This window comes from Ensifer sp. R1-3, assembly GCF_056739175.1.
In genome coordinates this window covers 1,143,036-1,169,054 of record NZ_CP096516.1, presented here as the reverse complement: position 1 = coordinate 1,169,054, position 26,019 = coordinate 1,143,036, and the positions used below count along the sequence as shown (strand labels likewise).

Annotated in this window: 20 protein-coding genes; 16 read left to right on the top strand and 4 right to left on the bottom strand. The window is 63.0% G+C overall.

The features are described from left to right. Nucleotides 1–81: 81 nt before the first annotated feature. The 3 genes from M1D43_RS22625 to M1D43_RS22615 all read left to right on the top strand — a co-directional run bounded on the left by M1D43_RS22625 (nt 82) and on the right by M1D43_RS22615 (nt 3,248). Entirely contained in the window at nt 82–1,464 is a 1,383-nt protein-coding gene (locus M1D43_RS22625) for an NfeD family protein (RefSeq protein WP_004434811.1), read from the top strand. Beyond that, nucleotides 1,461–2,231, top strand: a complete 771-nt coding sequence (locus M1D43_RS22620) for a slipin family protein (RefSeq protein WP_004434817.1) — start codon at nt 1,461–1,463, stop codon at nt 2,229–2,231. Before M1D43_RS22625 ends, M1D43_RS22620 begins: the two co-directional genes overlap by 4 nt. 531 nt (nt 2,232–2,762) lie before the next feature. After that, nucleotides 2,763–3,248: an NUDIX hydrolase gene (locus tag M1D43_RS22615; protein WP_010975946.1), complete on the top strand. Its 486-nt coding sequence runs from the start codon at nt 2,763–2,765 to the stop codon at nt 3,246–3,248. 24 nt (nt 3,249–3,272) lie between these two features. Here M1D43_RS22615 and M1D43_RS22610 read toward each other — a convergent pair whose 3' ends face one another. The 4 genes from M1D43_RS22610 to nirB are packed head-to-tail and all read right to left on the bottom strand — an operon-like array spanning nt 3,273 to nt 9,842. Then, nucleotides 3,273–4,406, bottom strand: a complete 1,134-nt coding sequence (locus tag M1D43_RS22610; protein WP_014527088.1) for a siroheme synthase family protein — start codon at nt 4,404–4,406, stop codon at nt 3,273–3,275. Further along, a complete protein-coding gene (locus tag M1D43_RS22605; RefSeq protein ID WP_122103544.1) occupies nt 4,378–7,035 on the bottom strand; it encodes a nitrate reductase in 2,658 nt (885 codons plus the stop codon). Before M1D43_RS22605 ends, M1D43_RS22610 begins: the two co-directional genes overlap by 29 nt. A 2-nt stretch (nt 7,036–7,037) precedes the next feature. Continuing rightward, the gene (gene nirD, locus M1D43_RS22600) at nt 7,038–7,376 is read right to left on the bottom strand and encodes a nitrite reductase small subunit NirD (protein WP_004434827.1); all 339 of its coding nucleotides are present in this window, start codon (nt 7,374–7,376) and stop codon (nt 7,038–7,040) included. Between the two features lie 3 nt (nt 7,377–7,379). Further along, nucleotides 7,380–9,842 (bottom strand): nitrite reductase large subunit NirB, encoded by a 2,463-nt coding sequence (gene nirB / locus M1D43_RS22595; RefSeq protein WP_014527090.1) that lies wholly within the window; start codon nt 9,840–9,842, stop codon nt 7,380–7,382. Nucleotides 9,843–10,577: 735 nt separating this feature from the next. Between nirB and M1D43_RS22590 the strand changes: the two genes are divergently transcribed. From M1D43_RS22590 to M1D43_RS22530, 13 genes are all read left to right on the top strand, one after another. After that, the gene (locus tag M1D43_RS22590) at nt 10,578–11,555 is read left to right on the top strand and encodes a C4-dicarboxylate TRAP transporter substrate-binding protein (RefSeq protein WP_017263543.1); all 978 of its coding nucleotides are present in this window, start codon (nt 10,578–10,580) and stop codon (nt 11,553–11,555) included. Nucleotides 11,556–11,736: 181 nt separating this feature from the next. Next, nucleotides 11,737–12,249, top strand: coding sequence for a TRAP transporter small permease (locus M1D43_RS22585; protein WP_010975939.1), 513 nt, complete (start codon nt 11,737–11,739; stop codon nt 12,247–12,249). Then, nucleotides 12,246–13,559, top strand: a complete 1,314-nt coding sequence (locus tag M1D43_RS22580; protein ID WP_010975938.1) for a TRAP transporter large permease — start codon at nt 12,246–12,248, stop codon at nt 13,557–13,559. Before M1D43_RS22585 ends, M1D43_RS22580 begins: the two co-directional genes overlap by 4 nt. Nucleotides 13,560–13,646: 87 nt before the next feature. Then, on the top strand, nt 13,647–14,198 hold the full coding sequence (locus M1D43_RS22575; RefSeq protein ID WP_498814252.1) for a MaoC family dehydratase: 552 nt from the start codon (nt 13,647–13,649) through the stop codon (nt 14,196–14,198). 234 nt (nt 14,199–14,432) lie between these two features. Next, nucleotides 14,433–15,500, top strand: a complete 1,068-nt coding sequence (locus tag M1D43_RS22570; protein ID WP_014527093.1) for a LacI family DNA-binding transcriptional regulator — start codon at nt 14,433–14,435, stop codon at nt 15,498–15,500. 30 nt (nt 15,501–15,530) lie between these two features. After that, the gene (locus tag M1D43_RS22565; protein WP_014527094.1) at nt 15,531–16,277 is read left to right on the top strand and encodes a transporter substrate-binding domain-containing protein; all 747 of its coding nucleotides are present in this window, start codon (nt 15,531–15,533) and stop codon (nt 16,275–16,277) included. Between the two features lie 73 nt (nt 16,278–16,350). After that, entirely contained in the window at nt 16,351–18,000 is a 1,650-nt protein-coding gene (locus tag M1D43_RS22560; RefSeq protein ID WP_014527095.1) for an amino acid ABC transporter permease, read from the top strand. A gap of 25 nt (nt 18,001–18,025) precedes the next feature. Next, nucleotides 18,026–18,694: an SDR family oxidoreductase gene (locus M1D43_RS22555; RefSeq protein WP_010975933.1), complete on the top strand. Its 669-nt coding sequence runs from the start codon at nt 18,026–18,028 to the stop codon at nt 18,692–18,694. A 13-nt stretch (nt 18,695–18,707) separates the two neighbouring features. Next, nucleotides 18,708–21,734 (top strand): aminotransferase class III-fold pyridoxal phosphate-dependent enzyme, encoded by a 3,027-nt coding sequence (locus tag M1D43_RS22550; RefSeq protein ID WP_014527096.1) that lies wholly within the window; start codon nt 18,708–18,710, stop codon nt 21,732–21,734. 106 nt (nt 21,735–21,840) lie between these two features. Further along, nucleotides 21,841–23,016 carry an ABC transporter ATP-binding protein gene (locus M1D43_RS22545; protein ID WP_017263545.1) on the top strand — a complete coding sequence of 392 codons (1,176 nt, stop codon included), beginning with the start codon at nt 21,841–21,843 and terminating at the stop codon, nt 23,014–23,016. Next, nucleotides 23,009–24,241 carry an ABC transporter substrate-binding protein gene (locus tag M1D43_RS22540; RefSeq protein ID WP_010975930.1) on the top strand — a complete coding sequence of 411 codons (1,233 nt, stop codon included), beginning with the start codon at nt 23,009–23,011 and terminating at the stop codon, nt 24,239–24,241. The genes M1D43_RS22545 and M1D43_RS22540 overlap by 8 nt, the downstream gene beginning before the upstream one ends. Nucleotides 24,242–24,253: 12 nt before the next feature. Beyond that, a complete protein-coding gene (locus M1D43_RS22535) occupies nt 24,254–25,213 on the top strand; it encodes a carbohydrate ABC transporter permease (protein WP_004434865.1) in 960 nt (319 codons plus the stop codon). Further along, the gene (locus M1D43_RS22530) at nt 25,206–26,018 is read left to right on the top strand and encodes a carbohydrate ABC transporter permease (protein WP_010975929.1); all 813 of its coding nucleotides are present in this window, start codon (nt 25,206–25,208) and stop codon (nt 26,016–26,018) included. Before M1D43_RS22535 ends, M1D43_RS22530 begins: the two co-directional genes overlap by 8 nt. Nucleotide 26,019: the final 1 nt, after the last annotated feature.

The following is a 26,019-nucleotide window of genomic DNA, read 5'->3' as shown; positions in this document are numbered from 1 at the left end:
GACGAAAGGTGGAGCGGGCGAGGTGGTTTGCAGCTATCCGCCTGCGCCCGCAGACGAGAAGCCGTGAGGTATCGACGGCGAATGGCCCGCATCCTCATCCTGTTGTTCAGTCTCCTGTCGGCCTTCGCATTTCCTGTCACGCCGGTGCCCGGAGCCGAGCGCACGGCGCTCGTCCTGCACGTCAACGGCGCCATAAGCCCCGCCGCGGCAGAATATGTGACGCGCGGCCTTCAGCAGGCCAGGGATCGCGGCGCCGCGCTGGTGGTCCTGCAGATGGACACGCCCGGCGGACTGGATACGTCGATGCGCGACATCATACGCGCCATCCTCGATTCTCCCGTGCCGGTCGCGAGTTTCGTCTCTCCCAGCGGAGCGCGGGCGGCAAGCGCCGGCACCTATATCCTTTATGCCAGCCACATTGCGGCCATGGCGCCGGGGACGAATCTGGGCGCCGCGACGCCGATCGCCATCGGCGGAGGATTGTTTGGCAATGACGAGCAGGAAGGCGAGGAAAAGCCTGGCGATCCGGACAAGCCGGAGCCTCGCAAACCGGCCAATGCCGGCGAAGCGAAACTCATCAACGATGCGGTCGCCTATATCCGCGGCCTCGCGGAGTTGCGCAACCGCAACGTCGACTGGGCGGAGCGGGCCGTGCGCGAGGCCGCGAGCCTTTCCTCCGCCGCAGCCGCGCGCGAGCAGGTCATCGACTTCACCGCCGTCAGCGTCGACGACCTCTTGAAGCAGGCCCACGGCCGCGCCGTCCGCATCGGCCAATCCGATGTCCGGCTCGATACGTCCGGGCTCGCCATAGAGGATCTGCCGCCGGACTGGCGGACGCGCCTGCTGTCGGTGATCACCAATCCGAACGTCGCACTCCTCCTGATGATGGTCGGAATCTACGGGCTCATCTTCGAGTTTCTCGCGCCCGGCACAGTGGTGCCGGGTACAATCGGCGGCATAAGCCTCCTGCTCGGTCTCTACGCGCTTGCGGTGCTGCCGGTGAGCTATGCCGGCGTCGGCCTCATCCTCCTCGGGGCGGGGCTGCTGGTGGCGGAGGCGCATGCGCCGTCTTTCGGCGTGCTCGGCCTCGGCGGCACCGTTGCCCTGGTGCTGGGCGCTGCCATTCTCTTCGATACGGATATGCCCGGACTGCAGGTGTCCTGGCCTGCACTGAGCGGTATTGCGATAGCCAGCCTGGCTTTCAGTCTGCTGGTCGCCCGTCTCGCCCTTGTGTCCCGCCGGCACAAGGTCGCCACCGGCGCGGAAGAGATGATCGGCATTTCCGGCAAGGTCGACAGTTGGGCGGGAGCGGACGGCTACGTGATCGCGCATGGCGAGCGGTGGAGGGCCGTCAGCAGTGAATCTCTTGGCCCGGGAGAGGACGTGATGGTCGTCGGCCGTGAGGGCCTCACGCTCAAGGTGGCGCGCAACGCTGCGCCCGGAGGAGATGGAGACCGCTCATGACCTGGCTTGGAAATCTTGCGCCCTTTGCCGCCGCGCTCCTGTTCCTGCTGATCGTCGTCGCCTACGCGATCAGGATCCTCAGGGAATATGAACGCGGCGTGATCTTCACGCTCGGCCGTTTCACCGGCGTCAAGGGGCCGGGGCTGATCCTGCTCCTTCCCTATGTGCAGCAGATGGTGCGCGTCGATCTCAGGACCCGTGTTCTCGACGTGCCCAGCCAGGACGTGATCTCGCGCGACAATGTTTCGGTTCGGGTCAGTGCAGTGATCTATTTCCGGGTCATCGACGCGGAGAAATCGACGATCCAGGTCGAGGATTTCATGGCCGCGACGAGCCAGCTCGCCCAGACGACGCTGAGATCAGTACTTGGCAAGCACGATCTGGACGAGATGCTGGCGGAGCGCGACCGTCTGAACGAGGACATTCAGAAGATCCTCGACGTGCAGACCGATGCATGGGGCATCAAGGTCGCTACCGTCGAGATCAAGCATGTCGACATCAACGAATCGATGATCCGGGCGATCGCGCGCCAGGCCGAGGCCGAACGCGAAAGGCGCGCCAAGGTCATCAATGCCGAGGGCGAGCAGCAGGCCGCGGCGAAACTGCTGGAAGCGGCCGAAATTCTCGCCCGGAAACCGCAGGCGATGCAATTACGCTATCTCAGCACCTTGAATGTCATCGCCGGCGAAAAGAACTCGACGATAATCTTCCCGTTCCCGATGGAGATCGCCGACATGCTGGCGACGAAGAAGGAGGGTTCCTCCTAGAGCGGGATGAGGAAAAGTGTGTGCGGTTTTCCGCCCGCATCCCGTCCAACTTTTTGGAATCGATCACGTTCATGTTTTTAGGTCGACCCGACCTAAAAACATCTTGATTTAAGGCCTGTTGAGATTCGGGCAACCCGCAGCACGGATAAGCGGTTTTGACTTCACGTGCCCAAACGATGCCACGGGCAGAACGCAGAAGTGGAAGCGAGAGCCCGCCGCAAATATTCTCCCCCCTTGTGGGGGAGATGGCCGGCAGGCCAGAGGGGGTCTGCTCCCATCAGGACTACTGACGCAGTCGTAATGACCGCATCTTCGGAATGCCGCAGGGTATCCTCGCGGCAAATTCGTCTTCGGCGGCATGCAGGGTTTGGCGTTCAACCCCCTCTGGCCTGCCGGCCATCTCCCCCACAAGGGGGGAGACGATAAGCGGCTTGACCTTCACCTATGAATCTCAACACGCCTTAGAGCGGGATGAGGAAAACTGAGTGCGGTTCCGTCGCAAGTGCGCAGTTTCAAACAGGCAGGTCGAAAATGCCGAAGAAAAGTGCGGGCGTTCTGCTTTATCGATACGAGGCGGGCAACCTCCTCGTTCTGCTCGTCCATCCGGGCGGGCCTTTCTGGATGAACAGGGACCTCGGCGCCTGGTCGATCCCGAAGGGTGAGTATGATGCCGATGAAGAGCCGGAAGCCGCTGCGCGCCGGGAGTTCCTCGAGGAGACCGGCATCGCGATAACGGGCCCCTTGGAGTTTCTCGGCGAGGAGCGCCAGAAGGGCGGCAAGCTCGTCACGGCCTATGCGCATGAGAGCGAATTCGACGTGGCCAGCCTGCGCAGCAACGTGTTCGAGACAGAGTGGCCGCCGCGGAGCGGCAGGATGCAGGTCTTCCCGGAGGTCGACCGCGCCGGATGGTTCACGCTCGAGGAGGCGCGCAGCAAGATAAGTGTTTCGCAACGGCCGTTCATCGATCGGCTGGAGGCATCGCGGAACGCCAACCGCTCCGCGGGCTCCGCCTCCTGAGCGGTTGCGTTCACCCGGTCTGCATCAATGGGCAGCGCGCAGGCCCGGTTGCGAGACCTCCCTCCGGCGGAAGGCCACCTGGATCACGTCGGAACGGCAAGGTGCCGCCTCGACGCCCGGCACGATCTCGACAGGAACTCCAAGGCCTTCAAGCGCTGCGATCTCCTCGACGGCACCGGCAAGCGCCATCGGGTTCCCGGATCGAAGGCGCACAACGCGCTTCCCTTCCCCGACAAGGGCCGCGATGTCTCTGCTTCGACCCTTGGCGCTCGGCGTGACGGGGACGCGCCTTGCCTCCCTGCGCGCCAGTTCCAGGACGTCGTCGGGGATCCATTCGTCAAAGAGGATCACGTCGGCGGCTTGCAAGGCGCGAACCGCCTTCAAGGTGAGGAGTTCCGCGTCGCCGGGTCCGGCGCCGACGATGGTGACGCGGCCGATGGCGGAGGGGCGCGTGACCAGACGATCCACCTCCGCCATCAGCCGCGTCTCTACACCCTCCTCCGGTGCATCCAGAAAGACCCGGTCGACGAAGCGCTCCCAGAAGGCGCGGCGCGCGGAACCGGGTTTCAGGCGCGCGTTGACGCGGTCGCGGATCGCCTGCGCCACCGTCGCCCAATGTTTGAGTGCCGGCGGCAGCAGGGCTTCGATCCGCCGGCGGATCGCCTGTGCCAGGATCGGTGCCGCCCCGTCGGTCGAGATCGCGACGACCACGGGCGAGCGGTTCACGATCGATCCGAACTGGAACGCACAGAAGGCCGGTTTGTCGATGACGTTGACGGGCACGCCGGCGCTCCGCCCGGCCAGGAAGAATGCTTCTGCATCGGATTGCTCGTCGCAATCGGCAACGGCGATTGCCGCGTCGCGAAAATCACCCACATGCCACGCCTGGTCGTGGTGAATGAGCCGGCCGTGCTCATGCGCGGGCCCACGGGCGAGGAGGTCTAGGAAGACATCGCTCAGCGACGCACGTGGCGCGTAGACGTGAACTTCCGCGCCGCAGGCCGCCAGCAGCTCTGCCTTCCACGCGGCCGCATCGCTGCCGCCGGCGACGACGGCCCGTTTGCCGTTCAGGGGCCAGAAGAGCGGCAGCGTCGCGAGTGCGGTCACGCGCTGAGGCTTTTGGGCCAGATCACTCCGCAGCGAGGGTGAGGCAGCCATTTATGATCCCCCTGATCTCGGCGCGGCAGGAGCCGCAATTGGTGCCGGCGCTGAGCCTCTCGCCCACCGCTTCGACGCTGTGGCAACCGTCGCGGACGGCGGCAGTGATCTGGTTGACGCCGACGCTGAAGCACGAGCAGACGGTCGCGCCCGGATCGGGCGTGTCGGCGCCCGGGCGGCCGGCGGTTACCGCGAAGCGCTTGGCGAGATTGTGGTGCGAAGCGGCGAGCTGCGATACCGCCCAGCTGCGCGCGACGGCGACCGGCCGCGGAGAAAGGAACAGGGTAGCGAGCAGCCGGTCCCCTTCGAAAAAGGCCAGGCGAAGCTCGCCGGAGGTGCGGTCCGTATAGCCGATCGGTTCGATCCCGGCGGCGATCGCAAAGGTTTTCCGGCACCAGTCGAGCCAGTCGGCATTCGTTTCGGCGAAGGCGAGTTCCACCCGCCACCCGCCCTCGGCCCTGGCGAGCGCCCAATAGGCGGCGTCGAGTTCCCTTGGTTTACGCGCCGAAACCGCGAAGCCATAGGCGGCGGCCGCAAAGCGGCTCGCACGGACCGGCATGTTCTTCGACGCCGGCTGGCCGGAGACCGGGTCGGTGACCGGCGCCACCAGCGCATCGATCCGCGCCTTGGAGGCGAACTGGTCGTTCCAGTGCATGGGCACGAAGAGATTGCCTTCCGCCTGCCGGTCGGTGACCAGCGCCCGGACGATCGCCGCCCCGTGCGGACTTTCCAGGGTGACGAGGTCGGCGTCGCTGATGCCGGCGCCCTGTGCGTCACGCGGATGAATCTCGACGAAGGGCTCGGCGAGATGGCCCGACAGCCGGGCGCTCTTGCCCGTGCGCGTCATGGTATGCCAGTGGTCGCGCACCCGGCCGGTGTTGAGCGTGAAGGGGAAGGCATCGTTAGCACTTCTTGGCCGTGGCACCTCGACCGCGACGAGGCGCGCGCGGCCATCCGGATGATAGAATGCGCCCTCGGCAAAGAACCGCTTCTTCTGCGGCGCGCTGCCCTGGGGCTGCGGCCACTGAAACGGCCTCAGTCCGTCATAGGCAGGGCCGTCGATCTCCGCATGGGCGCTGATGTCGAAATCGCGGCGTCCTTCGTTTTCGAACCCCGAAAGCGCGGCATGCTCGGCGAAGATCACGGCTGGTGAACCATGGGTGAAGGCCGCGGCGAAGCCCATGCGCCTTCCGACTTCGGCGAGTTGCCACCAGTCGGGCCGCGCTTCGCCGGGGGCTGCGAGAAAGGGGCGCTGGCGCGAGATGCGGCGCTCGGAATTGGTGACCGTACCGTCCTTCTCGCCCCAGCCGAGCGAGGGCAGGAGCACGTGGGCGTGGCGGGCCGTGTCGGTATCTCTCACGATGTCGGAGACGACCACGAAGGGACAGGCTTTGATCGCCGCTTCGACGGCATCGGCGTCGGGCATCGAGACGACCGGGTTCGTCGCCATGATCCACAGCGCCTTGATGCGCCCGTCTGCGACCGCGCGGAACATGTCCACCGCCTTGAGGCCGGGCTTGCTCGCCACAGAGGGCGCGCCCCAGAAGCGCCGTACCTGATCCCGGTGGAGCGATTTCTCGATGTCCATATGGGCGGCAAGCATATTTGCCAGCCCCCCGACCTCCCGCCCGCCCATCGCATTGGGCTGCCCGGTCAGCGAGAAGGGTCCCATGCCCGGCCGGCCGATGCGGCCGGTCGCGAGATGGCAGTTGATGATGGCATTGACCTTGTCGGTCCCGGCGGCAGACTGGTTGACGCCTTGACTATAGCAGGTCACGACCTTTTCGGTCGTTTCGAAGAGCCGGAAGAAGGCGCGAAGCTGCGCCACAGTCAGCCCGGTCGCCGTGGAAAGTGCGGGAAGATCGAGCCTTGATGCGGCCGCGACGGCCTCGTCGAAGCCGCTCGTGTAATTCGAGATATAGTTCCGGTCGATCGCGCCGCTTGCGGCGAGATGGGCAAGCAGGCCGTTGAAGAGGGCGACGTCTCCGTCGGGCGCGATCGCCAGATGCATGTCGGCGATGTCCGCGGTCATCGTGCGCCGGGGGTCGATGACGACGATCTTCATCTCCGGGCGGTTTGCCTTGGCTGCGGAGAGACGCTGATAGAGAACCGGATGGCACCAGGCCAGATTGGAGCCCGTCAGCACCACGAGTTCGGCGAGCTCCAGGTCCTCGTAAGCGCCCGGCACCGTGTCGGAACCGAAGGCCCGGCGGTGGCCCGCGACGGAGGAAGACATGCAGAGCCGGGAATTGGTGTCGATATTCGCCGAGCCGATGAAACCCTTCATCAACTTGTTGGCGATGTAATAGTCCTCCGTCAGCAATTGTCCCGAGACGTAGAAGGCAACCGAATCGGGACCGTGCTCGGCGATACTGCGCGAAAAGCGTTCGGCAACGAGATCGAGCGCCTCGCTCCAGCCTGCGCGACGGCCGCCGATTTCCGGGTGAAGGAGGCGGCCGTCGAGATCGAGGGTCTCGGCGAGCGCCGACCCTTTCGAACAGAGCCTGCCGAAATTGGCGGGATGTTCCGGATCGCCCTTGACGCTCACTGCGCCGTCATCCCCCACACGGGCAATGACGCCGCAGCCCACGCCGCAATAGGGACAGGTGGTCTTGACCTCTTGCGCCATTCTTATTCCGCCGCTGCCAGTGCGAGGCTCTCGAGAGCGACGAACAATGCGCCATTGTCGTTGCGGATGGGGATCGTGCGCACCTCGCCCTCGTCGGCACCGAGCGCCTTGCCGGTCTCGAGCGAGATCACCCAATTGTGCAGCGGGCAGGTGACGGCCGTGCCGTGCACGATCCCCTGGGAAAGAGGGCCGCCCTTGTGCGGGCAATGGTCCTCGATAGCGAAGACCTCGTCATGGGCGGTCCGGAAGACCGCGATCTTGCCTGTGGGCGTCCTGACGCAGCGGGCGCCGCGCAGCGGGATGTCGTTGATATCGCCAATTGCAATCCAGTTCATCGTCATCGATTACTCCGCTGCCTGATTGAAGCCGACCGTCGCCATCGGCCGGAACTCGTGCTTGTCCTTGCCGGAGACCCGTTCCGACCAAGGGTCGACCTGGGCGAATTTCTGGCTGAAGACGAAGCGGTCGAAATAGGCCTTGCGCTTTTCCACATCGTCCATGATCTGTCGGCGGATCTCGTCGAGGCCGACGCGCTTTGCCCATTTGTAGATGCGCTCGAGGTAGCGGGCCTGCTCGCGATACATCTGCGTCAGCGCGACGATATGTTCGAGCGCCTCGTCCTCGGTCCTGACCAGACCCAGAACCTCGGTGCCCTTGATGTCGAGGCCGGCGGCACCTGCGAAATGGATCTCGAAGCCGGAGTCGACGCAGATGACGCCGACGTCCTTGCAGGTCGCCTCCGCGCAATTGCGCGGGCAACCGGAGACGGCCATCTTCAGCTTGGCCGGCGTCCAGGAGCCCCACATGAATTTCTCGATGCGGATGCCGAGGCCGGTCGAATCCTGCGTGCCGAAGCGGCACCAATCGGAGCCGACGCAGGTCTTCACCGTTCTGAGCCCCTTGGCGTAGGCCTGACCCGAAACAAAGCCCGCCTGGCCGAGATCGGCCCAGACGGCGGGCAGGTCCTCCTTCTCGATGCCGAGCAGGTCGATGCGCTGACCGCCGGTCACCTTCACCAGCGGCACGTTGAACTTGTCGACGACATCGGCGATGGCGCGAAGTTCCTTCGAATTGGTGACGCCGCCCCACATGCGGGGTACGACGGAATAGGTGCCGTCCTTCTGGATATTGGCGTGGACACGCTCGTTGATGAAGCGCGACTGGTAATCGTCGGCATATTCATCCGGCCAATCGCAGACGAGGTAATAATTGAGGGCGGGGCGACACTTCGCGCAGCCGCAGGAGGTCTTCCATTCCAGTTCCTGCATGACGGCGGGAATGGATTTCAGCTTCTTCGCCTTGATCAGGCGCCGCACGTCGTCATGGCCGAGATCGGTGCAGTTGCACATCGGCTGCACCGCAGCCGGATTGTAGGTGTCGCCGAGCGTCAGCGACATGATCTGCTCGACCAGGCCGGTGCAGGAACCGCAGGAGGCGGAAGCCTTGGTGTGGGCGCGCACGTCGTCGAGCGAGGTCAGGCCCTTGGAGGTGATCGCTCCGACGATCTTGCCCTTGCACACGCCGTTGCAGCCGCAGATTTCCGCATCATCCGGCAAGGCTGCAACGGCCGCCGTAGGGTCCAGCGGAGATCCCCCCTGATAGGCCTGGCCGAAGATAAGGGTGTCGCGCATTTCGGAGATGTCCGTCCCGCGCTTCAAAAGGTCGTTGAACCAGGCACCGTCGGCGGTGTCCCCATAGAGCACGGTACCGATGATGCGGTTGTCTTTCAGTACCAGCCGCTTGTAGATGCCGGCAGTGGCATCACGCAGCACGATCTCCTCGCGTCCGTCGGCATCGGCGAAGTCGCCGACCGAATAGAGGTTGATGCCCGTCACCTTCAGTTTCGTCGGCGTGTCGGAATGCGCGAAGGCGGCGCGACGGTCGCCGGCGAGGTGGGAGGCGGCGACGCGCGCCATTTCGTAAAGGGGCGCGACGAGGCCGTAGACCATGCCACCGACTTCGGCACACTCGCCGAGTGCCATGATGTCCCCGTCGGACGTCTGCATTCCGGCGTCGACGACGATGCCGCGATTGACGGCGAGCCCGGCTTCCTTGGCAAGACCGGCATTCGGCCGGATACCGACGGCCATCACGACCAGCGTCGCCGGAATGATCCGGCCATCGTCGAGTTCGATGCCCTCGACCTTCTCCTCGCCGAGGATGCGCTTCGTGTTCGCCTTTGTGACGACCTTGATGCCGCGCTCTTCGACGGCCTTCTGCAGGAGGTAGCCTGCGGCCGGATCGAGCTGGCGTTCCATCAGTGTCGGCATGACATGCAGAACGGTGACGTCCATGCCGCGTGCCTGAAGACCTGCTGCCGCCTCCAGCCCGAGCAGGCCGCCACCGATGACGACGGCCTTTTCGCGAGATTGCGCCGCGAGCAGCATCGCCTGCACGTCGTCCAGGTCACGATAGGTGATGACGCCGCGCAGTTCCTTGCCCGGCACGGGGATGATGAAGGGCACCGAACCGGTGGCGATCACCAGCTTGTCATAGCTTTCCGTGACGCCGTGGTCGGAGGTGACGGTCTTGGCGTCGCGATCGATCGCAATGATCTTGTGGCCCTTGTAGAGGGTGATGCCGTGCTTGATGTACCATCCGTCGCCATGGATGATGATCTCCTCATACTCCTTCTCGCCGGATAGCACCGGCGAGAGCATGATGCGGTCGTAGTTGACGCGCGGCTCGGCGTTGAAGATCGTTACGGCATAACGCCCGGGCGCCTTTTCGAAGAGCTCTTCCAGCATCCGGCCCGGAGCCATGCCGTTGCCGACGATGACGAGTTTCTCGCGTGCAGTTTCAGTCATGTGGTCACTCCGCAGCTTCTACGAAGCGGGCGCTCATAGAAAAATTCGAGCAGTGCTTCGCGGCAGTTCAGGTCGGTTCGATTTGGCCGGCCGAAACCGGCATAAAAAAACGCCGCTCGGAAATTGCGCTCCGGGACCGGGAGGAAACCCTTACGGAGGCAAAGACCTTGCGACGTCGGTGTCTTCGGCAGGCGTATGCGGCGCCTGAGCTCGCTTCAATCGCCATTGACCGAAGCAGTTGTAGGAATGCAAATGCTGTGCCAGATCTCCGCCCTTCGGCTATTGCCTTGAAAACTCTGAAGAAGACGGAAAACGCCCTTTGTCGCGAAGTAAGCCGTTTGCTTTAAAAGTAAGCCGTTTGCACTCGGTGATGAAATTTTGTGCCGTTCGCAATGATCAGCCGATTGGTGCACCGGTCTCGCCGCGCCCTTTCTTGTGCCAGCGCAGTCATCCTCGGCGTGACCCTGGTCAAGGATGACGCGCGGAGGAGCCCAGGATCGCGGGCCGAGGATGGATCGACTGCCGGGCTCTCCGAGATCCGGACGGTCCGAAAATTTATTTAGGAATAGATTGTTCGCGCGAATTGAGCCGTCGCGATGTGAAAGCCGTCGAGGTTCTCTCTGTATTGAAGGCCATCGAGCGCCGATTCATCGCTTGACGCCATTCGTTCATTTGTGAATATATTATTCAAACTTGTGAAGTCCGGAGGCGGAGTCCGGGAATAGGGAGGACAGCATGAAAACCTTGATCGCTGCGGCCGCGGTGGCTGCATTGTCGTTCTGCGGCATTGCCAACGCGCAGGAATACAGCCTGCGCTTCTCGACCTCGCAGGTGAATCCGAACGAGCCGATCATCAAGGCCATGAAAACCTATGCCGAGCGTGTCGGTGAGCGCTCCGGCGGACGCATCGCCATTACCGTCATGACGGGCGATCAGCTCGGCGCGCAAAAAAAGGTCAATGAGATGGTGATGAGCGGCGCAAGCCTGCTCAGCGCCACCGATTATGGTCAGCTAGGCCAGTTCGTGCCGGATCTGTCGATCCTCGCCGGCCCCTACGTCTATCCGGATCTGGCGGCGACGGACCGTCTCTTCGCTTCGGATCTCTACAAGGACCTTTCCGGCAAGCTGGAGGCGCGGGGCATCAAGATCATCATGCCGAACGGCCTGTTCGGCTACCGTCACATCATCGCCAACAAGCCGGTTCGCTCACCCGCGGACCTGGCCGGCGTCACCATTCGCGTCCCCTCGTCGCCGATCATGATGGCGACCTTCGGCAACTACGGAGCAAGGCCGACGGAATTGCCGTGGGGAGACGTCTACAATGCGTTGCAGACCGGAGTCGTCGACGCGGCCGAGGGTCCCTTCGGCTCTATCGCCGGGGCGAAGCTGAACGAGACCCGCAAGGTCATTTCGAAGACCGGCCACCAGATCATGTTCACGGCCTGGGTGGCCTCCAGCCAGTTCTTCAACAGCCTGCCCGAAGACCTGCAGAAGATCCTCCTGGAGGAAGGGCAGACGATTGCCAAGGAACTGACGCAGATGACGCTGGAGACGGACGATGCCTATGCAAAGCAGCTCGCCGCCTCCGGCGTGGAGATCGTGACGGATGTCGACATTCCGTCATTCATCGAGGCCTCGCGTGCTGCCTATGAGAAGGTGCCGAACATCACGCCCGGCATCTATGATCAGGTGCAGAAGGCGATGGCAGAGTAGGAGACGCCGGTTTCGAAGAGTTAGAGCGGGATGTGGGCGGAAGACCGCGTACACTTTTCTTCACCCCGCTCTTGGACGCAGCTGCCGCGGGGCCGCGTCTTCGCCGGCGTGATCGCGCCCCGAATGGCAAACGGGCCTGCATCGACGCCAGTTCGGATTGCCCCTTAACAATCGAGGCATCATGGAAAGCTCACGCTCGCCGGAGGAGACAATTCCTCTCTTCAGCCTGCGCCGCGCCGATGAGGCAATCGGCGTCGCGGCGCTCCTCGTCATCGTCTTCTCGATCCTCTGGGGGGTCGTCAGCCGTTATGTCTTTCCGCAGCCGGCCGCCTGGACCTATGAACTCGCGATGATGGTCTTCGCCTATCTCGTCTTCTTCGGTGCCGTCGCGGGCGTCCGTCTCGGCACGCATGCGGCGATCGACGTGCTTGTCGCGGCCCTCCCGGACAGCTGGCGGAAAGCCGTCGCCTGGTTCAACTATCTGCTGCTGGCGCTCTTCTTCATCGTCATGACCATCCTCTTCGCCTGGCAGGCCTGGACCTCACGCAATGTGCATACGATCGCACTCGATCTGTCGCGCAGCCTGTCCTATGCGCCTCTGGCGCTCGCCTCCGCCGGGATGTTCGTCCAGCATCTGATCGTCGAGAGGCCCTGGGTCGCCCGTCAGCACCGCAATTTGGAATCGCTGATATGACCCTATTCCATCTGGCCGGCCCCTCGCTTCTCGTCGTCGTCCTGTTTCTGCTGTCGACGCCGATCACCTGGGCCATGGCGATCGGAGCGTTCGCCTTCTTCCTAATCAATATGGACATGATCCCGCTCGCCAATTTCGCGCAGGAAATGGCTGAAGGCAGTCAATCCGTGTCCTTGTTGGCGCTGCCGCTGTTCGTTCTTGCCGGCTGCATCATGAACGCCTCGGGCATCACGCGGCGTCTATTGGCGCTTGCGGACGTGCTCGTCGGCCACATGACGGGCGCGCTGGCGCAGATGTGCACCGTGCTCGGCACCTTGCTCGGCGGACTTACCGCATCTGCCAATGCCGATGCGGCGATGCTCGCCAAGACGCTCGGCGTCGAGATGTCGCAACGGGGCTACAGCCGGGCCTTCGCCGCGGTCATCACATCGTCGGCGGCCATCATCACGAGCCTCATTCCGCCGTCGATCGGCCTTATCGTCTATGGTTTTCTGGCGGAGACGTCCATCGGCCGGCTCTTCGCAGCGGGTGTCATACCTGGCCTCGTGCTGGCGACCGGGCTCATGGTCACCACCTATTTCATCGCCCGCAAGCGTGGTTACAAGCCGTTGCGCAAGGAGCGTGCCACCCGCGCGGAGGGCGTCCGGGCGCTGATCGACGGGCTCTGGGCGCTGTCGATCCCGGTGGTGATCTTCGCCGGTACGCGATACGGTCTTTTCACCACCACCGAAGCCGGTGCGGTGGTGGTCGTCTACGTGCTCTTCGTCGCCGTGTTCGGCTACCGCGAATTCACCTTCCGCCAGATCCCGGAGGTTCTTGCCGAGGCCGTGCGCGATTCGGCCGTGGTCATGATCATGATCTGCGCGGCGGCAGCCTTCGGTTTCTATCTCGCCTGGGAGCAAGTGCCGCAGGCCATGTCCGGCTGGCTCGGCGAAGCCACCGACAATCCGCTCCTGATGCTGCTCCTCATCAACGTCCTGCTGATCGTCATCGGCACGGCGATCGAGGGGTCGGCGGCGCTGATCATCCTGACCCCGATGCTGATCCCGATCATCGACGGCGTGGGCATCGATCGCGTGCATTTCGGCGTCGTCTTCATCACGAACCTGACTATCGCCGGCATCACGCCGCCGGTCGGGGGATTGATGTACATCTCGTCCATGGTGCTGAAAGTGCCGATGATGGCCTATGCCCGCGAGGTGCTGCCCTACCTGGCGATGATGATGGTCATTCTCGTCATGCTGAGCATGTTCCCGCAGCTGTCGCTTTGGCTGCCGAACCTGGTCTATGGGACGACGGCGGTCCAATAGCGCGACGAAATACGACCTCTGCGCCACGGTGGCGCAGAGGTCGAAAACGGCCCTGGTAATCCCGGCCTTCTTACGCAGGTACTGATCATGGATGAGTTCACGCCCACCGTCGGAGTTTCTTCGACACGTCCCGCCGACATGCCGGAAGACCATTCCGCTTTGCCGGTCTGGAACGCCGAAAACTGGTTCTACGAGGGTTGGCCCGTCGGTCAGCGCATCCGGTCGTTACGCCGGACGATCGGCGAGAGCGATAGCCATCTCTTCAATACCCTGGTCGTCGACATTCATCCTTATGTCCAGGACCAGATGTTTGCGGAGCGGGAAGGCATCTTCGGCCGTCGCCTCGTTGCCGGCGCCTTCGTGTTCTCGGCCGGTCTCGGCCTCGTCGCTACCAACTGCGTCAACGCCTTTTCCTATGGCTACGACAAACTGCGGTTCATCAAGCCGGTCTTCATAGGCGACACGATCTACACGATCCGCACCAACATGGAAAAAACGTCCCGCTACAAAGACCTTGGGCTCATCCGCGCCAGCTACCAGGTCTTCAAGAACGAGGGCGAGCTGGTGCTCTACTGCGAGCATCTGCAAACGGTGAAATACAAGAACCCGGCGGATTTTGCCGGCAAGATCGAGAAGTAGAGAACAGAAACCGAAGAAAACGAGCTTTCGCTTGCCGGCGTCGTCGTAATCGACATGAGCTCGTTTCTCGGCATCCTGCTGCGCGCCGTTTCTCGTGGCGCAGGCATTATCCTCAATCGCTCGCCGACATATCCACCAACCGCATATACTCATGCGAACACGGAATAAAAACGTTTATATTTTTCGTTGAAATCGTTTTTATCAGCTGATACGGCTTTCGTCGGGAGGCCGATCATGGAAAACACGCAGTCGCCGCGCGCACGGCCGGGGATCAAGGCTTTGGCCGAGGCTACGGGCTATTCCATTGCGACCGTGTCGAAGGCGCTCAACGGCTCTCCCATGGTTGCGCCGGCCACGAAGGCGCTCATCCATCGCGCCGCTGCAGAGATCGGCTATCGTGCCAACGCCCGCGGCATGGCGCTGAGGACCGGCCGGACCTGCCAGGCTGCCGTGCTCATGCCGGTAACGGCTGCGCGCGACTATGAATGGGACGGCGTCGAATATACCCAGATCCTCAGCGGCATCAGTCAGGCGCTGGAAGGCAGCGACTATCGCATGTCGGTCCACGTCGTGCGCAATGTGGAGGACGGCTGCGAGGTGGCGCGCCGGATCATCGATGAGGGTCTGGCGGACGGACTGATATTCTCAGGCATACGCGCGGACGACCCGCGCATCGATCTTCTGGTCGAGAGCCGGTTTCCCTTCGTCTCTCTTGGTCGCTGTCGGAAGCCCCTCGACTACGCGCATGTCGACATCGACAACGAATGGGCGGCCCATGCGGCGACCGCCCGGCTGATTGCCGGCGGACACCGGCGGATCGCGCTCGTCAATCCGCTCCGGCATCTCTCCTACGCCGAGGACAGGGTGGACGGCTTCTTGCGGGCTTTTCGCGAGGCGGGCCTATCGCCGTCCGACGATCTGATCGCCGAAGGCGACCTTTCTACCCATTTCGGCCGCGAGAGCGCGCTCGGGCTTCTCGACGCGGCGCGGCCGCCGACGGCCTTCGTCTGCAGCAACGAGTCGACCACGCTCGGCGTGCTTTCGGGCCTGGGCTCGCGTGGACGGCGGATCGGCGTCGATGTCGACGTGGTCGCCTATGATGACATCAATGTCAGCGCCTATTTCACGCCGCCGATCACGACCTTCTATCAGCCCATCGAAGTTCTCGGGCGAACCCTCGGGGAGTTCCTGCTGCGGCGCATGGCGGGGGAGGATGCGCGGACGTTGAAGCAGGTTTTCAGGCCAAGGCTGATCGAGAGGCAGCCCGACAGTCTCGGCGGGCGGCTACCTCACAGCGTTTGAGAAGCGACTTTTACAACGGAGGAGAACAACATGAAAAAACTGATGATTGCACTTGCGGTTGCGGTTCTGGCCTCGGGCTGGGCCTCGGCCGCCGATCTCGGCGGGAAGCTGCTGAAGGTCGGCTCGGACACGACCTCGCCGCCGATGGAGAGCGTCGATCCCGCGACCGGCCAGATCGTCGGTTTCGATATCGATGTGGTGAATGCGATCTGCGCCAAGATCAATTGTCAGGCGGAATTCGTGACCACCGGTTGGGACGGCATCTTCGCAGCGCTCGACCAGGGCAACTTCGATCTCGTTGCCTCGGGCGTGTCGATTACCGAGGAACGCAAGAAGGCCATGGACTTCTCGGATCCCTACATCGTCAACAGCCAGGCGGTACTGATGCGGGTCGAGGACCAGGGCGTGTCGCTGGAAGACTTCAAGTCGAAGGGCAAGAAGCTCTCCGCCCAGGCCAACACCACGGATGCGCAGGTCGCCGAGGGGGTGGTCGGCAAAGAAAACGTCGTCGCCTATGATAGCTTCAGCGCCGCGATCATCGCGCTCAAGAACAAAGATGTCGACGGCGTCGTCATCAACGGGGCCAATGCTGCCGCTTACGAACGCGAGTTCGTCGGCGAACTCGTGGTGGCGATCCGGGACCTCGAATCCGATCCGCTCGGCCTCGTCTTCCGCAAGGGCGATGCCAATGTCGCCGCCTTCAACGAAGGACTGAAGATGATCCGCGACGACGGCACGCTGGATCAGCTCGTCAACAAATACTGGGGCGTGAAGTAACCTCATCCGAGCACCCCCGGAGCGGTCTGCGCTCCGGGGCCGAATTTCTGCGCAGGATCCCCGGGAGGGATGAATGTCGTTCCTGAGAAGCGTGCGGCCCAGCAATCTGATCATTCTGACAGCGCTGCCGTTCATCATCTATCTTTTCGCCTCCTCCGGAGACTACCAACGTTCGCTGAGAGCCATTCTCGGAGTCGAGAACGGCTCGTCGGCCTTCGTACCGGGTTTCCTTGCTCTGCTCGTCGCCTTTGGCTCGGGTGTCGCCGTTCTCGTCTTTTCCCGAGCCAAGGCGCCGCGGCCGCGGCTGGCGCTCGCTGCCGCCGTACTCAATCTCGCTGCGGCGGCCACCGTGCTTCTGAGCGGCGCCGTTCACCCCTACCTTGCGTCGGTCGTCGCCAATGCCGTCGATTCCTTCACGTCCGATCTCGTTGTGAAGGGGCTTAGCCCTCGGCAACTCACGGACGCCGCGGACATGACCCTGCGCGGCATCGAGGCCGTGCTTTTTCCGGCCTATTTCGCGCTGACACTGCTCGGCTTCATGCTTTTCTTCGGTGCCGGCAGGGCATCCGCGCCGGAAAGCATCATGCGCCGGGTGGGAGCGTTAAGCATCGGCCTCGTCAACAGTGCGGGGCTCCTGTTCATCCTCTTCTTTGCGCATATCGCCTTTGCCGCCGGCGTGGCGACGACGGTTCGCGCAGCCATTGCCGCCTATCTTCTCGCCGCGATCATCGGCCTCATCTGGGTCGGATTGCTTCAGTTGCATTATACGGCGCGCACCAGCATCATCTTCGCGCTCGCGGCCCTCGGCCTGGCGCTCGTCGCCGCCTGGTTCCTGTTGCAGCCTCGCACGGCCTATGTGCTTGCGGGGCGGCTCGACGGCAGGGTCGCGATCGTCAGCAACACGCCGTCCGGCCTCATAGGCGCGGTGCGTTTCGGCCAATATCCGGGCGCGCCCGGTGAAGAGGCGGCGGTGCGAACCTTCCTTGGCCCGGCGGAGGCAGTCGCGGCGATGGAAAAGAACGAGGTGACGGCTGCGCTTCTGCCGGCGGCAGCCGTAACCGGGGGCTTGCCGCTCCTTTGGGAAACGGCGGCCTTGAACGATCGCGACCGGGCTGCAGGCATCACTTTCGCCGTCCTGGCAATCATCCTCGGTCTGCTCACATTCGGCGGCTATCTGCACCGGCGTCATCCCCTGGCGATCGGCTCGGAGTTCGTCGTCGACACGATCCGCGGCATTCCGATGCTGGTGATCGTACTCTATGTCGGCCTGCCCTTAAGCGGGGCGCTGAAGGATGCGACACAAGGCGTGCTCGATCCGCCGAACCTGATGCGCGGCATCGTCGCCATGGCGCTCGCCTATTCCGCCTATCTGGCGGAAATCTTCCGCTCCGGCATCAATGCGATCCCGATCGGCCAGATCGAAGCGGCGCGCAGCATCGGGCTCAACCGGTGGCAGACGGCGCGGCTGGTGGTCCTGCCGCAGGCGTTCCGGATCATCATTCCACCGCTCGGCAACGAGCTGATCGCGATCCTCAAGGACACGTCGCTCCTGTCGATTCTGTCGATCCGCGACATCACCCAGCGCATGCGCGAGTTCCAGTCGGCGAGTTTCCTGCCCTTTGCGCCCTATAACTCGGCAGCCATCTTCTACATCTTCCTGACGCTCGCGGCGGCGAGCCTCATCAACATGATAGAGCGGAAATATGACATCAAGCATCGATAGGAGAGGGGAAGAAGGTGCGCGCACGGTGCTGATCACCGGCGCATCGCGGGGCCTTGGTCAGGAACTTGGACGGCAATATGCAGCCGCCGGCTGGCGGGTGATCGCCTGCGGCCGTCAACCTTCGGCGGGGAATGGGGAAACCGGCATCGAACGTCGGATACTCGACGTCACGGACGCCAGCTCGATGGCGGCGCTTGCCGAAAGCCTCGGCGAGCGGCCGATCGATGTCCTCATCAACAATGCCGCAATCCGCGGCGACACAGGCGGACTGTCGACCGTGGAGCCCGAGGATTTCCTGGAGGTGATGCGCGTCAATGCCCTGGCGCCGATCCTGATCGTGCGGGCGCTGCTCCGCAATCTCCTGGCTGGCGGCGATCGCATCGTCGCCAATATCAGCAGCCGCGCAGGATCGCTTGCCGAGGGCACGCTCGACGACGACGAAGGAGACTATGCCTATCGTTGTTCGAAAGCGGCGCTGAACATGGCAACGGTCAAGCTCGCCCAGGATCTGCGCCCGCACGGTGTCACCGTGCTGTCGCTCCACCCCGGCTGGGTCAGAACCGATATGGGCGGCCCTCAGGCGAGTGTGCCGGTTGCGGAGAGTGCCGCAGGCCTGAAGGCGATCGTAGGCAGGACCGGGCTCGCCGAGAGCGGCAGCTTCCGGGCCTTCGACGGCAGAACGGTATCGTGGTGAAGCGAGTGGAACGATGACGACGAGCGAGTTCAAGAACGTGCAGGGAATAGCAGCGATCGAGGCCCTGCTTGCCGCCGAATACGGCATCGCGGGAGAAATCCTGGCGCTGCCCGGCGAGCACGATCTCAATTTCCGCATTCAGGCGAGCGACGGTCGCGCGTTCCTGCTGAAGCTGCATGCCCTCGGCGCGCCCGAGGAGCTCGACATGCAGATCGCGGTTCTCGACCATCTCGCGCGCGAGGCGACGGAGCTGCCTGTCGCGAAGGTCCTGCCGAGCCGCTCCGGCGCCTCGTTCACCCGCGTCGAATTCAACGGAGAGCGCGTCGCACGTCTTCTGACGTGGCTGCCCGGGGAAACCTGGGCACGAGCCGCCAACCGCTCGAGCAACAGCGTCGAGACCCTTGGGGCGCTGCTCGGCAAGCTCGACCGCAGCCTCGCCGGTTTCTCTCATCCCGGGGCCAGGAGAGAGTACGCCTGGGATATAGCCCGGGCGGAGATGCACCTCGCCAATGTCGATCTGATCGAGGGTATGGAGAAGCGCAGAGCGGTTCGCGCGATCCTCGAGCACTTCGTCTCCACGGTGCTGCCGCGCCTTAAGGCTTGCCCCCGGCAGGTCATCCATAATGATGCCAATGACTATAACGTCCTCGTCGGCGCCGACGGCTGCGTCAGCGGACTGCTCGACTTCGGCGATATGGTCGAGAGCAATCGCGTGGTGGAAGTGGCGGTCGCTTCCGCCTATGCGCTGATCGGTTCGCCGGATCCGATCGGCGCCATCGCGCGGCTGGCTGGCGGCTATCACGGGGTCAATCCGCTCGGCGAAACGGAGGCCGAGCTGATCTTCGATCTCGTGCGCACCCGCTATGCCGTCAGCATGTGCATGGCGGCGAGGCAGATCCGCGACAACCCCGAGAACACCTATCTGCTCGTCAGCCAGGAGGACGTCTGGCGGGAACTGAGACGCCTCGAGCAAGAGAACCGGCCGTTGGCCATCGCCCGCCTTCGCGACGCCTGCGGTTTTGCACCGATTCCGAAGGCCGCGCGGGTGGTGCGGTGGCTGGAGAGCAATGCTCATGAATTTTCGGGCGTCATCAAGCCGGGCATCGCAAGACCGAAGCCAGCCGTCTTCGATTTTTCCACGAACAGCTCCGAGACCTGGGCAGGTCTCGACAAGGACGTGGCGCAAGCGCGCATCGAAGCACATATTCATGCGGAGGGGGCGGATTTCGGCCTTGGCCTCTACGGAGAGGACAGAGCGGTCTACAAGGGTGACGCTTACCAGGCGACTACAAGCCTGCGCCGCACGATTCATCTTGGCATCGATCTCTTCGCTCCCGCCAACGAGCCGGTGCATGCACCCTTCGCCGGCAAGGTCGCATTTTACCATGACGACGCGGTCCCTTACGGTTTCGGACCGACCATTCTGCTCGAACATAGGACGGGCGAGGGCGACGCGTTCTGGACGCTCTACGGACATCTCTCCCGTGAAAGCGCCTCACGGCTGTCGATCGGCCAGCCGGTCGCCAGGGGCGAAGCTTTCGCGGCCATGGGGAATCGCGCCGAAAACGGCGGGTGGGTTCCGCATCTGCATTTCCAGATCGTCACCGATTATCTCGGCCTCGAGGGTCGCATGCACGGCGTCGGCGTCAAAGAGCAGTGGCAGGTCTGGCGAGAGATCAGCCCCGATCCGAGTGTCGTGCTCGGCCTTTCCGTTCCGGCGTCGGTGATCGTCGAGCGCGACAAGGCGTTCCTGGTGCGCGAACGCCAGCGCCGCATCGGTCGCTCCCTAAGCATCGCCTACGGCTCGGCGCCTCTCAAGATCGTTGCCGGCGAGGGCGCCTACCTGATCGATGACGAGGGCACGCGCTGGCTCGACATGGTCAACAATGTCTGCCACGTCGGCCATTGCCATCCGCGCGTCGTCAAGGCGGCGCAGATGCAGATGGCGCGGCTCAATACCAATTCGCGCTATCTGCATGACAGTTTGGTGGAATATTCGCGCCGGCTTGCTGCGCTCTTCCCTGATCCGCTGAACGTCTGCTTCTTCGTCAATTCCGGCAGCGAGGCCAACGATCTCGCGATCCGGCTGGCGCGCGCCTATACCGGCAACCGCGACGTCATTACCGTCGATCACGCCTATCACGGCCATCTGACAAGCCTGATCGATGTCAGTCCCTATAAATTCGCGGGCAAGGGCGGGGAAGGGCGGCCGGCGCATGTGCGGGTCGCCGAAATGCCGGACCTCTATCGTGGACGCTATCGCTATGGCGATACAGACGTGGGGCGCAAATATGCCGAGGACGTGAAGCGTCAGATCGATGCTCTGGCGGCGGAAGGGCGCAAACCGGCGCTCTTCTTCAGCGAGGGCATCCTTGGCACGGGCGGTCAACTGGTGCTCCCGGAAGGCTATCTCAGAGGGGCCTATGCGCATGTACGTGCGGCCGGTGGGTTGTGCCTCGCTGACGAGGTCCAGGTGGGGTTCGGCCGTGTCGGCAGTCATATGTGGGCGCATGAAACGCAAGGAGTCGTGCCCGACATAGTCACCATGGGCAAGCCGATCGGCAACGGCCACCCGATGGCGGCGGTGGTGACCACCGAGGCGATTGCCGCGGCCTTTGCAAACGGAATGGAATATTTCAACACGTTCGGCGGAAACCCGGTATCGGCCGAGATCGGCCTCGCCGTGCTCGACATCATCCGCGATGAGCGCCTCATGCACCATTGTGCGGTCGTCGGAAACCGTCTGATGGATGGAGCGCGCGAACTCGCCAGCCGCCATACGATCATCGGCGACGTGCGCGGTTACGGTCTCTTCAACGGAATCGAGCTCGTGCGTGATCGCGATACCCTTGAGCCGGCCGCAGCGGAGCTCGACTTCGTCATTGCCGAAATGAAGGACAGACACCGCATCCTGCTGTCGAGCGAGGGGCCGCAGCACAACGTGCTGAAAATCAAGCCGCCTGCGCCCTTCAGCGCAGACGATGGCGACCGTTTCCTCGGGGCCCTCGACGCGGTGCTGGCGCAGGTAAAGGCCGCCTGATGGAAATTTTCGTCTTTACAACAAAGTTAAACGTTTTTATTGGCGATAAAAACGTTTAACAAACTGATGAGCAAGCGGTTGATCAGCCGCCTGCCGGGAGGGGAGCTTGGCCACAATTCGCATCGACAATCTTCGCAAGTCCTTCGGCTCCCATGAAATTTTGAGGGGCATCGATCTCGAGATCGCCGACGGCGAGTTCGTCTGCTTTCTGGGGCCGTCCGGCTGCGGCAAGAGCACGCTCCTGCGCTCGATCGCCGGACTTGAAAATCTCGACGGGGGATCGATCCGACTCGGCGACCGCGACATCACCGATCTGCCGTCCGCCAGGCGCGACATCGCCATGGTCTTCCAGAATTACGCGCTCTATCCGCATATGAATGTGCGCAAGAACCTTTCCTTCGGCCTTGCGCTGAACGGTATGAAGCGAAACGAGATCGACCGGCGTGTCAACAATGCGGCCGAAATTCTGAGGATCACGGAGCTCCTGGACCGCAAGCCCCGCCAGCTTTCCGGCGGCCAGCGTCAGCGTGTGGCGATCGGCAGGGCGATCGTGCGCGAGCCGAAGCTCTTCCTGCTAGACGAGCCGCTCTCCAATCTCGATGCCGGTTTAAGAGTGACGATGCGCGTCGAACTGGCGGCGCTGCACGAACGCCTCGGCGTGACGATGATCTATGTGACGCATGATCAGGTGGAGGCTATGACCCTCTCCGATCGGGTCGTGGTGCTCGACAAGGGACGCGTCAGCCAGTTCGGCACGCCGCTCGAACTGTTCTATCGTCCGGCAAATCTCTTCGTCGCCGGCTTCATCGGTTCACCGCGGATGAACTTCCTGCCGGCGGGTGTCGCGGAGCAGGCTGCGACCCGCGTGACGCTTGCCGGAGGCGGCTTATCGCGGCCGGTGACGCTCGATACGTGTTCGTCCGAGTCGCTCAACCGGGATCGTCCGGTCACCCTCGGAATTCGCCCCGACAAGCTCGAATTGACCTCGCCGGAGGAGGCGCATCTCGCCGGCACGGTGAGGCTCGTCGAGCGGCTCGGCACGGAAAGTCACGTTCATATCCGTGTCGAGGGCGGTGGTGATCTGACCGCCGTGGTGCGCGGCACCCATCCGGTCGCGAGCCGAGATCAAGTTCATCTCCGCCTTCCCCCCGAGCACTGCCATCTGTTCGATGCCGAAGGCACGGCGATCGCGAGGCGGCTCGATCCGGAGACGAAGGCACTTATCGATAACGAGAAGGCAAGGGGCGCGCGTGCGCCGGTTTTGGAGGAGAGACATGCCTGATATGAAAACGACGATCATCGGAGCGCTTTTGGCACTGTCGGTTGCCGGCGCGGCGACTGCGCGCGCAGAGGAGGTCTTGCGTTTCGCGACCTGGGACACGGGCGAGAGCCTTGCCATCCAGCAGGCGATCGCCAAAAAATTCGAAGAGAAGCACCCCGGCGTGAAGGTTCAAGTCGAGCCCTATGCCGAGGGCTACGACCAGAAGCTCGTCGCCGCCTTCGGAGCGGGCAATCCGCCCGATGTCATGTATATGTGGAACTTCCCGCAATACTACACGTCGCTGATGCCGCTCGATGAGCTGATCGCGCGCGATTCGGCCGAGATCAAGCCGGACGATTTTCCGGAAGGCCTGATGAACACGACGCGTATCGAGGGCAAGACCTACGGCATGCCCTCGGGATTCACCACCCAGGTGGTCTTCTACAACAAGGAAATGTTCGCAAAGGCGGGTGTCGAAGAGCCGAAGGAGGGCTGGACCTGGGACGATCTGCGCGCAAAGGCAGCCAAGTTCCGCGACGAGGCCGGCAAGGTCTACGGGTTCGCCGTCGACGCCAAGCCGGACCCCTATGATTTCGAGCAGTTCCTCTGGTCGAACGGCACGAAATACATCTCTGACGACGGCAAGGAGATCGATGGCTACATGAATAGCGACGCGGCCGCCGCCGTGCTCGGCATGTTCGCCGACATGGCCAGGAAAGAGGAAGCCGTGACGCTGCACCTCGGGGACGAAACGGGGGGTGACACGCTGTTCCAGGGCGGCAAGATCGCCATGTTCCAGAGCGCCATGTGGGACAAGGCAGATATCGATGCCGCCGGCTTCAGCTATGGCGTCGCGCCGCTGCCGACATTCGGCGACCGTCCCGCCCATTCGGCACTCGGCGTCTCGGCGATCTCCATCGCCAAGGACGCCGCCCATCCCGACCTCGCCTGGGAATTCGTGAAGTTCTTCTCCTCGCCCGACTCGGTCGCGATGCGCGTCAACGACCTGCCGGTGCGCAAGAGCGTGGCCGAGGCGAAAGGGATGACGAAGGACCCTGTGTACAAGCCCTTCTTCGATATTCTCGCCACCTCCAACACCGAAAGGCACGCCTATCTGAAGAACGCCAACTGGGGCAAGATTCAGGACAATCTGGCGCGCGCCATCGAGGCGACGATGATCGACCAGGGCAATGCCAAGGCCCATCTCGACGATGCAGTCAAGCGCTCCAAGCGCCTGCTGAAGTAAGGAGTGCGGGGGATGGACATGGCTGCCCATACGGGACCGAAGGCGGAGGTCGTTCGGCGCAGACGAGCGAATGCCGGGCGGCATCTTGCGCCCTTCCTGTTCATCTCCCCATGGATACTGGGGTTCCTCTTCTTCACCCTCGGCCCGCTCTGCTTCTCCCTGACGATGAGCTTTTTCGACTGGCCCGTCGTCGGCGAGCGTACCTTCGTCGGACTCGACAACTACCGTTCGATGTTCATGGAGGACCCGCAATTCCGGGAAAGCCTCTGGATCACGGTGAAGTTCGCGGCGATCTACGTGCCGTTCAACATCGTCATGTCGTTCCTGCTGGCGCTGTTGCTGCACCATGCGACTTTCGCCAGCGGCTTCTTTCGCACGGTGTTCTATTTGCCGAGCGTAATCTCGGGCGTTGCGCTTGTGACGATCTGGAGCTGGATCTACAGCAGGGAATACGGGCTGTTGAACTTCATGCTCTCGCTCGTCGGCATCGATGGACCGAACTGGCTCGGCGATCCCAGCCTGGCGCTGGTCGCCATCATCGTCGCAAGCCTCTGGGGCCTCGGCGGTACGATGCTGATCCTTCTCACCGGTCTCAAGGCCATTCCGAAAGAGCTCTACGAGGCCGCGACCGTCTCGGGGGTTCCGGGTTGGGCGCAGATGGTGTTCATCACGCTGCCGATGCTCGGGCCGATGCTGATCTTCACCTTCATCACCTCGATCATCTCCGCATTCCAGCAGCTGACGATAGCGCTTCTGCTGACGAAGGGCGGCCCTCTCGGCTCCACCTATTTCTTTGCCATGTACATCTATGACAACGCCTTCAAATATTTCGACATGGGGTACGCCGCCGCCGGCTCCTGGGTGATGTTCGTCATCGTGTTGACGCTCAGCCTAGTCGTCATGCGCTGGTCCGCCGCATGGGTCTATTACGAGGGCGAGGTCCGGCCGGCCGATGGAGACCGCGATGCGTAAGACCGTCCTCTATGCGACGCTGATCCTGCTGTCGGCCCTGTTCATCGCGCCGTTCTACTGGACCTTCATGACGGCGGTCAAAAGCACGGCGGAGCTATATCGGTTCCCACCGGTCCTTTGGCCGTCCGAGTGGCACTGGGAGAATTTTGCAGCCGCCTGGAGCAAGCAGCCCTTCGGCACCTATCTCTCGAACTCGCTGATCGTCGTCGTCCTTTCGACGATCGGCCAGCTTCTTTCGAGTTCGCTCGTCGCCTTCGGCTTCGCCCGCTTCCGGTTTCCTGGACGCGACGCCCTGTTCGTGCTGCTGCTCGCGACCATGATGATACCCTGGGACGTGAAGATGATTCCGCTCTACATGGAGTTCAACATGCTGGGCTGGATCAACACGCTCAAACCCCTGATCGTGCCCGCCTATTTCGCCGACGCCTTCTTCGTTTTCCTGCTTCGCCAATACATCATGACGATACCGATGGAGATCGACGAAGCAGCCCGCATGGACGGAGCGAACAGCTTCGACATCTACTGGCGCATCCATCTGCCTCTGATGCTGCCGGCCCTGGTGCTGGTCGGTACCTTCCATTTCATGAATGCGTGGAACGACTATCTAGGGCCGTTGATCTTCCTCAACGATCAGTCGAAGTACACGCTCACCCTCGGGCTTTCGATGTTCAAGGGCCTGCATGAGATCGACGTCACCTCGATCGCGGCGATCACCGTCATCCTCTGTCTGCCGCCGCTCGCCCTCTTCTTCCTGGCGCAGCGCTATATCATGGATGGAGCCGTCGGTTCTTCGGTGAAGGGATAGG